Origin of the sequence: Kineosporia sp. A_224, from assembly GCF_002198655.1 — a bacterium.
Taxonomy (GTDB): Bacteria; Actinomycetota; Actinomycetes; order Actinomycetales; family Kineosporiaceae; genus R-H-3.
In genome coordinates this window covers 16838-30652 of the sequence record NZ_MWLN01000032.1, presented here as the reverse complement: position 1 = coordinate 30652, position 13815 = coordinate 16838, and the positions used below count along the sequence as shown (strand labels likewise).

Annotated in this window: 9 protein-coding genes; 3 read left to right on the top strand and 6 right to left on the bottom strand. The window is 75.9% G+C overall.

All coding sequences use genetic code 11. The features are described 5' to 3' along the window. Window positions 1–15 precede the first annotated feature (15 nt). The 4 genes from EDJALFJO_RS01450 to EDJALFJO_RS36225 all read right to left on the bottom strand — a co-directional run bounded on the left by EDJALFJO_RS01450 (window position 16) and on the right by EDJALFJO_RS36225 (window position 5711). Window positions 16–1638, bottom strand: coding sequence for an alkaline phosphatase (locus tag EDJALFJO_RS01450; RefSeq protein WP_198949902.1), 1623 nt, complete (start codon window positions 1636–1638; stop codon window positions 16–18). 78 nt (window positions 1639–1716) lie between these two features. Then, window positions 1717–3360 carry an alkaline phosphatase gene (locus EDJALFJO_RS01445; protein WP_088281473.1) on the bottom strand — a complete coding sequence of 548 codons (1644 nt, stop codon included), beginning with the start codon at window positions 3358–3360 and terminating at the stop codon, window positions 1717–1719. 189 nt (window positions 3361–3549) lie between these two features. Then, window positions 3550–4347: a class I SAM-dependent methyltransferase gene (locus EDJALFJO_RS01440; protein WP_198949901.1), complete on the bottom strand. Its 798-nt coding sequence runs from the start codon at window positions 4345–4347 to the stop codon at window positions 3550–3552. Continuing rightward, window positions 4344–5711 (bottom strand): sulfatase-like hydrolase/transferase, encoded by a 1368-nt coding sequence (locus EDJALFJO_RS36225; protein WP_369812476.1) that lies wholly within the window; start codon window positions 5709–5711, stop codon window positions 4344–4346. The genes EDJALFJO_RS01440 and EDJALFJO_RS36225 overlap by 4 nt, the downstream gene beginning before the upstream one ends. A gap of 469 nt (window positions 5712–6180) precedes the next feature. On the opposite strand from EDJALFJO_RS36225, the gene EDJALFJO_RS01430 reads away from it, so the two are divergent. Further along, a complete protein-coding gene (locus EDJALFJO_RS01430) occupies window positions 6181–7047 on the top strand; it encodes a cyclopropane-fatty-acyl-phospholipid synthase family protein (RefSeq protein ID WP_088281469.1) in 867 nt (288 codons plus the stop codon). A gap of 16 nt (window positions 7048–7063) precedes the next feature. Here EDJALFJO_RS01430 and EDJALFJO_RS01425 read toward each other — a convergent pair whose 3' ends face one another. Beyond that, complete coding sequence (locus EDJALFJO_RS01425) at window positions 7064–7714, bottom strand: type VI secretion system tube protein Hcp (RefSeq protein WP_088281467.1); 651 nt, start codon at window positions 7712–7714, stop codon at window positions 7064–7066. Window positions 7715–7940: 226 nt separating this feature from the next. Here EDJALFJO_RS01425 and EDJALFJO_RS01420 point away from each other — a divergent pair, with 226 nt between their 5' ends. Both EDJALFJO_RS01420 and EDJALFJO_RS01415 read left to right on the top strand, forming a co-directional pair. Next, the gene (locus tag EDJALFJO_RS01420) at window positions 7941–9176 is read left to right on the top strand and encodes a PP2C family protein-serine/threonine phosphatase (protein ID WP_088281465.1); all 1236 of its coding nucleotides are present in this window, start codon (window positions 7941–7943) and stop codon (window positions 9174–9176) included. A 118-nt stretch (window positions 9177–9294) separates the two neighbouring features. After that, complete coding sequence (locus tag EDJALFJO_RS01415) at window positions 9295–11079, top strand: GAF domain-containing SpoIIE family protein phosphatase (protein ID WP_088281463.1); 1785 nt, start codon at window positions 9295–9297, stop codon at window positions 11077–11079. A 33-nt stretch (window positions 11080–11112) separates the two neighbouring features. Here EDJALFJO_RS01415 and EDJALFJO_RS01410 read toward each other — a convergent pair whose 3' ends face one another. Next, window positions 11113–13749: an EAL domain-containing protein gene (locus EDJALFJO_RS01410; RefSeq protein WP_143448223.1), complete on the bottom strand. Its 2637-nt coding sequence runs from the start codon at window positions 13747–13749 to the stop codon at window positions 11113–11115. Between the last annotated feature and the right edge of the window lie 66 nt (window positions 13750–13815).

Here is a 13815-nt window from a genome sequence, read left to right as displayed (position 1 = left end):
TCACGTCCGGGCGGGTCAGCCGGGGACGACGCCCGGCCGCCCCGCGGCGACGACGAACGTCGCCGTCGTCCGCACCGGTGACGACCGGGTCGTCACCGAGTCGACCGTGCGCGCGCTGACCCGCCAGCGGTCCCGGTCCACGTCCATGAGCAGGTACCCGCGACGCGAGCCGTCGAAGTACCGGGTCCACGGGTTGAGCGTCGCGAGGCCCGCCCTCACCTCGGCCTCCCCGACGAAGTGGCTCGAGATCGCGGGCGCCACGAGCTCGGACGCGACGACCGGGGCGTCGGGGTCGTCCGGGTTCACGACGAGGTCGTTGAACCACGTCGAGTGCACGTCCGCCGAGAGCACGACCGGGTTGGCGATCCGGTCGGTGACGAACCGGCGCAGGATGCGGGTGCGCTGCGGGGCGTAGCCGTCCCACTGGTCGACGCTCGACACGTACGGCAGCGCCAGCCCGGCGAACGACGCGGGCCACCGGGTGCGCATCATCATCGTCTGCTGCGCGACGACGTTCCAGCGTGCCCCGCTCGTGAGGAGCCGGTCCCGCAGCCACGCCTCCTGGGCCGCACCGGTGAGCGTCCCCGCCGTGTTCGCCCGGCCGACCGCCTCGGCGGCGTAGTCCCCCGGGAACCCTCCGGGCTGCTCGGTGCGGTACTGCCGGGTGTCGAGCAGGCTGAGCCGCAGGAGGGTGCCGAAGTCCGCTCCACGGTAGACCCGGTAGGCCGGCGTGCCGAGCACCGGCCGGGGCCGCAGCGGCAGGTGCTCCCAGTAGGCCTGGTAGGCGGCGGCCCGCTGGGTCGCGAACACCACAGGAGGCTGCAGCCGGGCGCCGGTGTCGGCGACGTCGTCGACGAGGGCGGCGTAGTTGTTCTCGACCTCATGGTCGTCCCAGACCGCCATCCAGGGCGCCGCCGCGTGGGCCGCCTGCAGGGCCGGGTCGAGCTTGTACTGGGCGTGCCGGGCCCGGTAGTCGGTGAGGGTGCGCAGCTGGTTGAGGCCGAGGGTCTGCGGGGCACGGTGCCTGCGCCCGGGCAGCGCACTGCTCGGGTCGCTCTCGTAGAGGTAGTCCCCGAGATGGACGACGAGGTCGAGGTCCTCGGCGGCCATCGCCGTGTAGGCCGGCCAGTACCCCTGCTGGAAGTTCTGGCAGCTCGCCACGGCGAACCGGACGCGCGAGGGGCTCGTGCCGGCCGCCGGGGTCGTCCTCGTGCGGCCCGCCGGCGAGAGGTACGGGGCCGCCCGGAACCGGTACCAGTAGTCGGTGGCCGGGCTCAGGCCGCTGACGTCGACGTGCACCGAGTGCGCGTAGCGCCGCCGGGCCAGGGCGGTCCCGCGCCGCACGACCGTGCGGAACAACCGGTCCCGGGCCACCTCCCACCCGACCTCGACGTCGGCGTCCCCCATCGACGCGGCCGAGAAGGGGTCCTGCACGAGCCGGGTCCACAGGACGACGGCGGACGGCAGCGGGTCCCCCGAGGCGACCCCGAGGGCGAACGGGTACCGGCGCACCGTCCGGGCGTGCGCCGGGCGGACGTCGACGGCGGTGAGGGTCGCGGCGGCCGAGACGGCCGCCGCCGAGCGGAGGACCGTGCGCCGGCCGGGCGCGCGGTCCGGGGACGTCTGATCATGATCCACTTGCACTGTCCTGAGCCTGTCAGGCGCACAGATGTGACGCACCTGGCCTCGCCGGGCAGCGGGGGATCGTGACTGATGTCACGCTCTGACAATACCTGGACTACCGAGAGCGACGGCGAAGGCGGCGGTCGTGCGGACCGGGGAGGTCCGGCTCGTCACCGAGTCCACCGTCCGGGCCCGGACCAGCCATCGGTCCCGGTCGACGTCCATGAGCAGGTAGCCGTGGCGCGCACCGTCGAAGTAGCGCGTCCACGGGTTGAGCGACCGCAGTGTCCGCCGCACCTCGGGTTCCCCGACGAAGCGGCTCGAGATCGCCGGCGCGACGAGCTCGGAGGCCACCACCCGGGCGTGCGGGTCGTCCGGGTCCACGACGAGGTCGTTGAACCACGTCGAGTGCACGTCCGCGGAGAGCACGACCGGGTTCGCGACGCCGTCCGACACGATCCGGCGCAGCAGCCGGGCGCGCTGCGCCGCGTAGCCGTCCCACTGGTCGAGGCTCGACAGGAACGGCAGGTCGAGCGTCCCGAGCGAGGCCGGCCACCGGGTCCGGGCCATCATGGTCTGCTGCGCGACGACGTTCCACGTCGCCGCGCTCGTCGCCAAGCGCCCGGTGAGCCAGCGCTCCTGGGCGGCGCCGGTCAGGGTGCCGGTCGTGCTGCGCCGGCCGGCGCTCTCCGGGCCCAGGTCGTGGGTGTAGCCGCCCGGCTGGTCGGTCCGGTACTGCCGGGTGTCCAGCACGGTGAGGCGCAGCAGGGTGCCGAAGTCGGCGCCGCGGTAGACCCGGTAGGCAGGGGTGCCGAACGACGGCCTGGGTCGCAGCGGCAGGTGCTCCCAGTACGCCTGGTAGCCGGCGGCCCGCTGCGTCGCGAAGACGGACCTGCTCTGGTGCCGGGCACCGGTGTCGCCGACCTCGTCGACGAGGTCCGCGTAGTTGTTCTCGACGTCGTGGTCGTCCCAGACGGCGATCCAGGGCGCCGCGGCGTGGGCGGCCTGCAGCGCCGGGTCGAGCTTGTACTGGGCGTGCCGCGCGCGGTAGTCGCCGAGCGTCCGCAGCTGGTTGAGGCCCGGCATCCGCGGGGTCGTGTGCCGGCGGCCCGGCAGCGAGCTCTTGGGGTCAGTCTCGTAGATGTAGTCGCCCAGGTGCAGCACGAGGTCGAGGTCCTCGGCGGCGAGCGCGGTGTACGCGGGCCAGTACCCCTGCTGCAGGTTCTGGCAGCTCGCGACGGCGAAGCGGACCCGGGCCGGCCGGCTGCCGGCGGCGGGCGTGGTCCGCGTGCGGCCCGCGGGCGAGACGTACGAGGCGGCCCGGAACCGGTACCAGTAGTCGGTGGCGGGGCTCAGGCCGGTGACGTCGACGTGCACCGAGTGCGCGTAGCGGCGCCGGGCCAGGGCGGTCCCGCGCCGGACGACCGTGCGGAACGTCCGGTCCATTGCCACCTCCCAGCGCACCTCGACGTCGGCGTCCCCCATCGACGCGGCGGAGAACGGGTCGCGGACGAGCCGGGTCCACAGGACGACCGCGGTCGGCAGCGGGTCGCCCGACGCGACCCCGAGCGCGAACGGGTCCTCCCGGACGGCGACCGCGTGCGCCGGGCGGACGTCGACGACGGTCAGGGCGGCGGCGCCGGCGACCGCCGCCGCGGCGACCCCGCCGGTGCGCAGGACGGTCCGGCGGTCGGGCGGCGTGGGTGCGGCGATCCGGGGCTGTGCGATGTCGGACATGTCGGCAGCACAGCAGCGGCCGAGGGTGCATCGCGGTGACGCCGGGTGAACGACGCACACCCGGTCGGTGATGGTCCGGTGCGCCGGCGGGCTGCGTGAACGGGGCCCCGCTCCCCCGCGAACAGCCGCCGCGCGAGGTGACCTGCGGGCGTCCCGCGGCCGAACGCGCGGGCGTCGCCACCCGGCGGGCTACGGGCCGGTCCGCCGCGCGACGAGCGCGAGCTTCCTGACCCGGCCGCTGCGCAGCCAGTCGCCCCACAGCCGGTGCGAGAGGACGAGGTCGTCGACGACGCGGTCCCCGACCTGGGCCGCGATCCGGTCGCGGTCGGCGACGAAGGCCGCGGTGAGGGCGTCCACGACCTCGAGGTGGAGCGCGCTGTGCTCCGCCTGCCAGGTGACCTCGAAACCGGCGCGCGCGAGGCCCGCGAGCAGGTCGGGCAGCGGCACGAGGTGGACGGTGTCGGCGTCCGGCATGACCTGCTGCTCGGCCGTGGTGAGCGGCTCGCCCTCCTCGACGGTGAGCGCGAACCGGCCGCCGGGCGGCAGCGCCGCGGCGACGGCGCGCAGCAGCGGGTCCTTGTCGGGGAAGGCGAGGACGGTCTCGAGGAGCAGGACGACGTCGAACTCCCCGGCCGGCAGCGTCGGCACGCTGCCGGCCTCGAACCGGCACGGCAGGCCGGCCGCCCGCGCCTGCTCCCGCGCCACGGCGAGGGCGTCCGGGCTGCGGTCCACCCCGAGGTAGTCGCAGCCGAGCGTGCGGGTCACGAGCCGGCCCGGCCCGGCGACGCCGCAGCACAGGTCGAGCACCCGCGTCCCCGGGCCGATCCCGGCGCGGCCGGCGAGGTCGACGATCTCGCTCGCCCGCATGAAGCTCTCCTGCCCGGCGAACTCCCCCGCCGGGAACGCCGCGACGCGGGCGTCCTCGAGCGCGTCCGCGTACCGGGCCCGGTCGTCCTGACCGGCCGGCACCGGCCGCACGCTGCTCATGCCCCGCCGCCCGGGGTGAACGCGGTGAGGAACTGGTCGCGGAACTCCTGCATGCCCTCGACGGGGGCCCGCGGTCCCGGGCGCAGGCCGGCGTCCCAGCCCCAGCCGGACACCGCGTCGAGCACGGCCGGGTCCTTGGCGACGATCGTCACCGGGACGTCGCGGCTCGCCCCGACCCCCGACACGAGCGGGAGCGGCTGGTGGTCGCCGAGGAACACCATGACGGTGTCGTCGGTGCCGTACCGCTGCAGGAACGAGACGAGTGTCGAGAGCGTGTACTCGACCGACCGGCCGTACTCGGTGCGGACCCGGCCCTGGTCCGGCCAGACCTCGCTCTGCAAGTGACCCTGCTGCCGGATCGGCTCGAAGACCGTGCCGTCGCCGAGCGTCGTCCAGTCGACGACCTGCGGCAGCGGCGCCCACGGGGCGTGGCTCGAGGTGAGGGCGATCTCGGCCATGAGGGGCTTGCGGCCCGGCGCGCCGAGCGTGGTCTTCTGCAGCGTCTCCAGGACGTACTGGTCGGGCATCGGCGACCAGCCGAAGTTCGGGCCCCGGTAGCCGAACGTCGGCTTGTCGAGGACGGTGCCGTAGCCGTAGAGGTCCTTCTCCGGCCACGCGCCCTGCACCGACGGCAGCACCGCAGCCGTCTGCCAGCCGGCCTTCGCGAACGCCCGCGGCAGGGTGAAGCGGTCGCTCGCGAGCAGCCGCCGGTAGCGCTGCGGGTTGTCGACCTCGGTGCCGGAGAGCAGCGTCGAGTGCGCGAGCCAGCTCGCCCCGCCGAACGTGGACGACGTGAGCCAGGCGCTGCGCGCCTGGAAGCCGGCGGCCGCCAGGCTCGCGGTGCCGTCGTCGAGGACCCGGTCGACGCCGGGCGCGATCGTCGGGTCCTCGAGCGCCACCCGGCCGTAGCTCTCGACGACGGTCACGAGGACGTCCTTGCCGCGCAGCCCGGCGAGCAGCCGGTCGGCCGGGACGTCGCGGAACCGGTCGGTGCGCAGCTCGACGGCGTAGTCGTCGAGGTCGTGCAGCGTGCGGTCGACCTGCTGGGTCCGGGAGACGACGAGCCCGGCCGAGCTGCCGGCCGCGAACGGCACGTCGGGAGACGTCCGGACGCCGAGCAGCGCCGTGGCGAGCCAGACGACGGCGAGCGCCGCGACGACGCGCTCGGCGGCGACGCGGTGCCGGTCGAGCGCGCCCGCCGTACGCCGCGTGGCGCCGACGAGGGCCGCGACGAGGCCGCCGGCGAGCAGCCCGGCGCCGGCCCAGCCGGCGACGACGGCGAGGGTGCCGCCGACCGCGCGCAGGTAGTCGGCGGCGTTGCCGAGCAGGCTCCAGTCGAGGACGAGGTCGAACGGCCGGTTCATCGCGAGCAGGAAGCCGACGTCGAGCACCGCGAGCACCGCGAGCAGCCCGAGGACGACGCCGAACCCGGCGACGGCCCACCGGCGGGCGCGGCCGCGGAGCACGAGGAGCACGAGCGCGGCGGCGAGGGCCTCGAGCGGGAGCCGGGCCCACCACGGCGACGCGAGCACCTTGGCGTCGTGCGGTGCGACGAGGACGACGAGCACGAGGCCGACAGCGAGGACCGTCGCCAGCGCCCCGGCGGCCCGGCTCCCGCTCGAGNTCCCGGAGCAGGAGGGCGCGACGGCGGGGGCGTCGTCCGGCCGGCCGCCGGGGCCGTCGCCGTCGTCGCCGGGCTCGCCGCCCGCGCCCTCCTGCTCCGGGAGCACCCCGGTGTCGGTCGTCACGACGAGGTGAACGGGCCCGGCCGGGGCGGGGTTCGATCCCGCCGCCGCCCGCGCGTGTCCGTGCCGGCGCCGCTAGCGTGCCCGCGTGCTTCCGAACGAGGACGTGACCGACCAGGTCGGCCGGGTGCGCCGCTACTACGACAGCAACACCGCGCGCTTCCGGCGTCTCGGCCAGGGCGGCGCCTCGATCCACCGGGCGGTGCACGGCCCCGGCGTGACGAGCCGCGAGCAGGCGTTCCACCACGTCGAGGAGCGCATCCTCGCGCTGCTGCCCGAGCGCCGTCCGGACGGCGGCCCGCCGCGGGTCGTCGACCTCGGCTGCGGGGTCGGCGGCAGCCTCCTGCACCTCGCCGGACGCCGGCCCGACCTGGTCGCCGACGGGATCACGATCAGCCCGGCCCAGGTCGCGGTCGCCGCGGACCTGGTCGCCGCGGCAGGGCTCGGCGACCGGGTCCGCGTCCGGGAGGGCGACTTCCTCGCCCCGCCCGCCGACCTCGCCGGCGCCGACCTCGTGCTGTCGGTCGAGGCGTTCGTCCACGGGCCCGACCCGGCGGCGTACTTCCGGGCCGCGGCCGGGCTGCTCCGGCCCGGCGGCCTGCTCGTCGTGTGCGACGACCTCCTCGGGCCCGCCGGCGTCCGCCCGACGCCCGCCGGGGCCCGCCGGCTCGACGAGTTCCGCACCGGCTGGCGGGTCGGCTCGCTCGTCACCGCCGCGGCGGCGGTGCGCGACGCCGCCGCCGCGGGCCTGTCCCTCGTGACGGACGACGACCTCACCCCGTACCTCGAGCTGCGTCGTCCGCGGGACCGCTGGATCCGCGCGATGGTCGCCGCGACCCGCCCGCTGCGGCCCCGCGGGGAGTACTGGTGGTCGCTCGCCGGCGGCAGCGCGCTGCAGCGCTGCCTGGCCGACGGGCTCGTCGAGTACCGGCTGCTCGTGCTCCGGCGGTCATGAGCCGGTCATGAGCAGGTCATGACCCGGGCATCGTCCTCGAGTCGAGGGTGGCCGTGACGACCGGGCCGAGCGAGCCGTCCGGGTTGACCACCCGGGTGTCCAGCTGCGACGTGCGGCAGGTGAACGTCGCCTGGTCCTGCGGGTCGGCGGTCGCGGCTGCCGTGTGCTTGAGGCCGGTCACGAGGCAGCCGCCGAGCGTGTACGTCGCGTAGGTGACGGGACGGGCCACGGCCCGGGTCAGGGTCACCCGGACCTGCACCTCGGTCCGGCCGTTGTAGGCGGTCATGAGGGCGGGGCTGCCCGTGCCCACCGTGTGCGTCACCGTGATCCCGAGGCGGCGGGCGGCGGGGCTGCCCGTCGACGGCAGGACCTTCCAGCTGTAGGACGTGACGTCGAACGTCGTCCCGGCGTCCCCGCGGGCCGGCTGCCCGCCGACGAGCACGGTCATCGCCATCGTGCTGCCGTCCGGCGTCCGGGCGGCGAGGACGGCGGGTGCACCGGCGGGAGCGGCACTGGCCTGCTGCTGACCCGCGAGGGCCGCGGCGAGGGTCCCTGCGCCGAGGAGCGCCGCGGCAGCGGCCCCGCCCCTGCGGCGCCGGCGGGCCGCGCCGGCCGCGTGGTCCTGCGTGCCCGCGGGCGAGCGGTCGTCGTCGAGGCTGGGGTGCACCTGGTCCTCCTGCGATGTCGAGGCCGCCGCTCCGGTGGCGGTGGCGTGCCCCAGTGCAGCGGGCGGCGGTCACCGCACGGTCACCGCCGGGTCACCGGTCGCGCGGGGCGGTGCCGGACCGCGCCGGGATGCCCGGGATGTCCGGTCGGCCGCGTACTGTGCCCTGGACGTCCGCCCGCTCCGAGCCGGTGGCGGAGCACGGCCACCGGCCGGAGGGAGGGCAGGGATGGGCACGGACCCGGTCGAGGACCGGCTGCACGAGCGGATCGGCCGCCTGCTGCGCCTCGCGCAGCACGCCGACCCGCAGAGCGTCGTCGACACGCTGTCGCTGACGGCCGCCGAGCTCGACTGCTCGGACGTCGCGCTGTACCTCGTCGACTACCAGCACACCACGCTGCGGCCGGCCTCGACGGCCCGCGGCCGGGACGACGGGCCGCTGCGGCTCGACGGCACCGTGGCCGGCCGCGTCTTCGCGTCAGGGCAGCCGCTCTGCGTGGCCGCCGGCGACGGGTGGGACGTCTGGGTCCCCGTCACCGAGGGCGCCCAGCGGGCGGGGGTGCTGCGGGTCCGGATGGCGGAGCGGGACGACGTCCGGGAGGCCTTCATCGTCGAGCTCGGCCTCGCCGCCGGGCACCTCGTCGTCTCGGCCGGCGCCTACACCGACCACTGGGCGACGGTGCGACGCGGCCGTGAGATGTCCCTGCCCGCCGAGATCCAGTGGTCGATCCTGCCGCCGCTCACCTTCGCCGTCGGCGGGACGACGGTGGCCGGCCTGCTGGAGCCCGCCTACGACGTCGCCGGGGACTGCTTCGACTACAGCCTCAACGGCAACGACCTCGACATCGTGGTGTTCGACGCGATGGGGCACGGGCTGGCGTCGTCGGTGCTGGCGTCCCTGGCGATGTCCGCCTACCGGCACCGGCGCCGCAAGGGCGGGCACGACGACCCGCGGTCGCTCCTGCGGGCCGTCGACGAGGTGGTCGCGGACTACGCGCACGGCGACGCCTTCGTCACCGGCATCGCCGCGCGGCTCGACATCGTCACGGGCGCCCTGGTGTGGACGAGCGCCGGTCACCATGAGCCCCTCCACGTCCGGTCCGGGCACACGCTCGCCCCGACGGACGCCGAGCCCGCGCCGCCCTTGGGCCTGCTCGCCTGGGCCGGTGGTGACCAGGACCTGGGCCTCACCCGGGTCGACCTCGAGCCCGGTGACGGTGTGCTCCTCTACACCGACGGTGTCACCGAGGCCCGGGACGCGACGGGCGAGGAGTTCGGCGAGGAGCGCCTGCGCGACTTCCTCGAGCGGAGCACGGCCTCCCTGCTCGACCCGGCCGAGACGCTGCGGCACCTCATCCGCTCCGTCACCGAGCACAACGTCGTCCCGCTGCGGGACGACGCGACGACCGCGTACGTGCGCTGGGACGGCGCGGCCCCGGCGCGGCGGAGCCAGCCGCGGTCCTGACCGGCGGCGCGTCGGCGAGGGCGTTCCGTTGCAGCGCCGTAGGCGTACTGTCACACTCTGCTGGCGATCTTCACCCCGACGTGGTGTCAGGGGCGGGTTCCGGCTGGGTGAGGGCCTGATGACGAGCAACGCGGGCGAGGCCGGCGGTGTGCGCCCGGGCGCGGACCCCCTGGCCTGGATGGCCCGGGCGCTGTCCGCGACCGTGCGGCCCGGCGACGTGCTCGACGTCGTCGCGGACGCCGTCGGGTCGTTGGTCGGCGAGTGCTCGCTGAACATCTCGCTGCTCGACGACGGCGGCCGGACGCTCTCGACCGTCATGTCGCGTCGCACCTCGCCGCAGGTCCGGATGCAGTTCGCGGCGTTCCCCGCCGATGCCCCCTACCCGACCCGGGACGCCCTGCGCAGCCGCCGGCCGGTCGTCGTCCAAGGGCTCGCCGACCGCGACCGGCGCTACCCGGCGCTCGCCGCGGTCCCGGTGTCCCAGGTCGCTTGGGTGGTGCTCCCGCTCGTCGTCGACGACCGCCCGCTGGGCACCCTCTCCCTGGGCTGGACGACGCCGCAGCCCTTCGACGCCGCCCAGCTCCAGCTGTGCGAGGGGATCGCCGACGTCACCGCCGCCGCGCTGGCCCGGGCGCAGATGTTCGACCGCGAGGAGCAGGCCCGGACGGCCGCCGAGGACCTGGCGACCCGGCTGCAGGTCCTGCAGGACCTCACGGGGCAGCTGTCCGAGGCGACCGACCTCGCAGCCGTGGGCGACCTCGTCGTCGGGGCCGGCCTCCAGGCGCTCGCCGCGGACGCCGCCGCGATCGGCCTCCTCGACGACGACGGCCGCTCCGTCACGACGCTCGCGAGCGCCGGCCTGCCGGCGGACCTGCTCCCCCGCTGGTCCCGGCACGACGTCGGCGTCTCCGGCCAGGTCGCCGACCTGCGCGAGAGCCTGCGCCCGGTGATGATCGCCTCGCGGGCCGACCGTGACGCGCGGTTCGCCGACCGGGACCCCCGCCCGGAGGACGACCTCTTCGAGGCGACCGCGACGCTGCCGCTCGTCACCGCGGGCGCGCTCGTCGGCGTCGTCGCCTACGCGTGGCGGCATCCGCGCACCTTCGACGCCCACGACCAGGGCTACCTCACCGCGATCGCCGCGCACGCCGCCACCGCCATCGACCGGTCCAGGCTCCTCGAACGGACCCGGCAGATCGCCGAGACCCTGCAGCGCGCCCTGCTGCCGGAGGCCGTCTCCGACGTCGAGGGCTGGGACCTGGCCACCTGCTACGTGCCCGCCGTCCAGGACACCCAGGTCGGCGGCGACTGGTACGACGCCTTCGCCACCGACGACGGCCGGCTCGTCCTCGTCCTCGGCGACGTCGCGGGCAAGGGGGTCCGGGCGGCGGCGGTGATGGGCGCCGTCCGGTCGGCGCTGCGGGCCTACGCGACCCTCGACGCCGACCCGGCCACCGTCCTGCGCCGGCTCGACACGTACTTCGGCGCGTTCAAGGACGACGAGATGGTGACGGTCGCCGTCGCGCTCCTCGACCCCCGCACCGGCGAGGTGACGTACGCCTGCGCCGGGCACCTCCCGCCGCTGCTCGTCTCCGGGACGTCCGTCGAGTGGCTGGACGCGGCGACCAGCCCTCCGCTCGGCGCCAACCGGGGCGGCGACCGCCCGCAGACGACGACCCGCGTCGCCCCGGGGCAGGCGCTGCTGCTCTACAGCGACGGTCTCGTCGAACGCCGGCACGAGAGCCTCGGGCGCTCGCTCGGCACCCTCGCCGACCGGGCCGGGACGCTGTCGTCCGCGCCGGACCTCACCGCCGCCGCCCGGGCCCTGATCCGGACGATGGACGCACCGGACAAGGTCGTCGACGACACGGCGCTGCTCGTCGTCCGGCGGCACCCGGGCTGACGCCGCGTCCCGCCGGCGCGGTCGCGCGACCCGTCAGTGCCGGGGTGCCACGGACGGCGCCCGGCGCCCGCCCTGCGCCGGGACGGTCGCCGACCGCGGCGTCCGCCGGAACGTGTTGTACCCGTGCAGCCACGGGACGAGCTCCTCGACCGGCATCGGCCGGGCCAGGTGGTAGCCCTGGATGGTGTGCGCCCCGAGGGCTGCGAGGTGGTCCCAGGTCTGCTGGTCCTCGACCCCCTCGACGACGACGTCGAGCGCGAGGTTCGTGCCGAGGTCGATGATGCTGCGGGCGATGAGCAGGTCGTGGGTGTCGTGGGTCAGGTGGGCGACGAAGCTGCGGTCGATCTTCACCTCGTCGACCGGGAGCCGCCGCAGGTACGACAGCGACGAGTAGCCCGTGCCGAAGTCGTCCACCGACAACCGGACGCCCCGCTCGCGGAGCCGGTTGAGCAACGCGATGGCCGTCTCTGGGTCGCCGATGACGCTGTCCTCGGTGATCTCCAGGGTCAGCCGTCCGGCCGGCAGACCGCTGCGGGCGAGGGCGGCGTCCACCATGGCCAACGTGCGGTCGTCGCCCAGGGCCCGGGCGGGCAGGTTCACGGACACCGACAGGTCGAGCCCGCCGGCCCGCCAGGCCTGCGCCGCGGCGACCGCCCGGTCCAGCACGAGCGCTGTGACGTCCGGCATGAGCCCGTGCCGCTCGGCGAGCGCGAGGAAGTCGGCCGGGGGCAGGACGCCGAGGCGCGCGTGCTGCCAGCGCACGAGCGCCTCGACGCCGATGACGTCGCCGCTCGTGGCGTCCGCCTGGGGCTGGACGTGGATGTCGATGTGGCCGTCCGCGACCGCCTTGCGCAGGTCGGCGAGCAGCGCGAGGCGGGTGTGCGCGGCCGGGTCGGCGCTCGGCGGCCGCCGGCTGCCGTCGTCGTGCACCTGGGTGCCGCCCTGCTGGACCTTGGCCCGGTACATCGCGCTGTCGGCGGCGCGCAGGAGCGAGGAGACGTCGTCGCCGTGCACCGGCGCCAGCGCGACCCCGACCGAGGCCCGGACGCGGACCTCGATGTCCTCGATGAGCACCGGGGCGCCGAGCCGCTCGTGCACCCGGGACGCGACGAGGACGGCGTCCTCGACGGAGTCCGTCTGCGGGAGCAGGACGGCGAACTCGTCCCCGCCGAGCCGGGACACGGTCGCCGCCGGCGGGGCGGCCGCGACGAGCGCCTCCGCGACATGGACGAGGAGCACGTCCCCGTGGTGGTGCCCGAGCGAGTCGTTGACCTCCTTGAACCCGTCGAGGTCGATGAGCAGCACAGTGAAGCCGGTGACGGCACCGGCGGCGACCTGGTGCAGGCTCTGCTGGACGGCGTCCCGGAACTTCGTCCGGTTGGCGAGCCCGGTGAGGACGTCGTGCAGGGCCTCGTGCTGCATGCGGTCCAGGAGCCGGCCCTTGGCGAGCGCGAGCCCGGCCTGGTTGGCGACGGTCTCGAGGGTGGCGATGTCGTCGACCTGGAACGCCCGGACCTCCCCCATCCGCTCGGCGACCATGAGCGAGCCGAGCACCCGCGACTCGTCCCGCAGCGCGACGACGACCGCCTCGCGGTAGCCGAGGGCCGCGAGCTGCTCGGCGTGCGCGGCCTGCTCGTGCGCCGGGCCGCCCTGGGTCGTGAGCACCGGCCGGCCGCTGCGCAGCACCGAGTGCCAGAGCGCGGGGTGGGTGCCGTCGCCCACCTCGTCGCTGCGCACGATCGCCGACCCCGGTGCGAGCGTCCAGCGGCGCGGGAGCTGGCCGGGCTCGTCGCCGAGGAGCACGACCTCGGCGGCCTCCGCCTTGAGCAGCGTGCGGGCCCCGAGCAGCGCGCTCGCGAGGATCTCGTCGGCGGCGTGCGACCCGGTCACGGCCCGGCCGAAGTCGTAGAGCTGGGCGAGGCTGACGTGCCGGTCGTTGAGGGACGCGTGGGCCCGGTAGGCGATCATGATCGCCGCACCGACGACGAGCAGGAGCGGCGTCGTCCGGGGGTCCGCGTGCAGGGCCGTGACGATGAGGACGCCGGCGCAGGCGACGACCGCCGAGATGACCGGGTAGCGGACGAGCGCAGTGACGACCTCGCCGCGCTCCACCCGCCCTTCGTGCAGGCCGACGACGGCCAGCACGAGCAGCCCGTCCGCGGCACCGGCCAGCGAGACCCCGGCGAGCGCGGCCACCCAGCCGGCCGGGTGGTGGGCCGCCGCGGCGTCCGGCCCGACGACGGTGTGGAAGACGACGAGGGCGGCGGAGACGCCGAACACCCGCAGCGTCGTGTTGAAGACCGCCTTGACCGGCGACTGGCGCCGGTACACCGCGTACACGAGGCCGGTGCCGACGACCGTGGCGAGCAGCATGTCCGCCGGGGCGGCGAGGTACACGGCGAGGACGAGCGGGACCTCGCTCAGCGAGACCGCCTGGGCCTCGCGCCGGACCTGGACGTGAAGGACGACGACCTCGGCGAGCGCGAAGAGCGGGGCGAGCGCCCACCAGGGCAGCACCGGGGTGAGCGGTGCACCGCCCGCACCTGTGAGGCCCAGGGCCCAGACCAGGCCGGACACCGCGAGGAGGCCGACGACCATCGTGGCCACGCCCGCCCGGGGCGTGCGCCACCACGGCCGGCGACGTCGGGCGGTACCCGCTGCCTGGTCCACGCCCACCTCCTCGCCGGCCGCCGGGCCGTCCCGCCGGCGGGGAGGTCCGGCGACGACGGCAGGGCT

What these genes read in the sequence shown, in the direction of transcription:
- EDJALFJO_RS01445 (WP_088281473.1), bottom strand. Translation starts at nt 3,360, where the DNA reads ATGTCCGACATCGCACAGCCCCGGATCGCCGCACCCACGCCGCCCGAC.
- EDJALFJO_RS01440 (WP_198949901.1), bottom strand. Translation starts at nt 4,347, where the DNA reads ATGAGCAGCGTGCGGCCGGTGCCGGCCGGTCAGGACGACCGGGCCCGG.
- EDJALFJO_RS36225 (WP_369812476.1), bottom strand. Translation starts at nt 5,711, where the DNA reads ATGAACCGGCCGTTCGACCTCGTCCTCGACTGGAGCCTGCTCGGCAAC.
- EDJALFJO_RS01420 (WP_088281465.1), top strand. Translation starts at nt 7,941, where the DNA reads ATGGGCACGGACCCGGTCGAGGACCGGCTGCACGAGCGGATCGGCCGC.
- EDJALFJO_RS01415 (WP_088281463.1), top strand. Translation starts at nt 9,295, where the DNA reads ATGACGAGCAACGCGGGCGAGGCCGGCGGTGTGCGCCCGGGCGCGGAC.